This is a genomic window from Shewanella sp. SG44-2 (assembly GCF_014164215.1).
Lineage (GTDB): Bacteria > Pseudomonadota > Gammaproteobacteria > Enterobacterales > Shewanellaceae > Shewanella > Shewanella frigidimarina.
Genome location: NZ_JACJEU010000116.1, coordinates 1 through 239 on the forward strand (window position 1 = coordinate 1; position 239 = coordinate 239).

At 56.9% G+C, this 239-nt stretch carries 1 protein-coding gene; it reads left to right on the forward strand.

What is annotated here, in order from left to right; genetic code table 11:
- The coding region (locus H5181_RS20510; RefSeq protein ID WP_182751901.1) for a hypothetical protein at nt 1-239 on the forward strand (239 nt) is incomplete at both ends.

Here is a 239-nt window from a genome sequence, read left to right on the forward strand (position 1 = left end):
TTCAACAGCGATGAGATCGGCAGCGACGGCACTGTGACCGCGACCGTGACGCTAGCGACGGGCACCCAAGTTGGCGACACCTTGATTGTCACTGACGGCAATGGCAACACCCTATTTAACGGCCCTGTGACTCAGGACATGCTCGACAACGGCTTTGATGTTGAAGTCCCAGTCACTGCAGGCGCGACCGATGTTGATGTCACCGCGCAAGTGATTGATATCGCCGGTAACCCATCTGC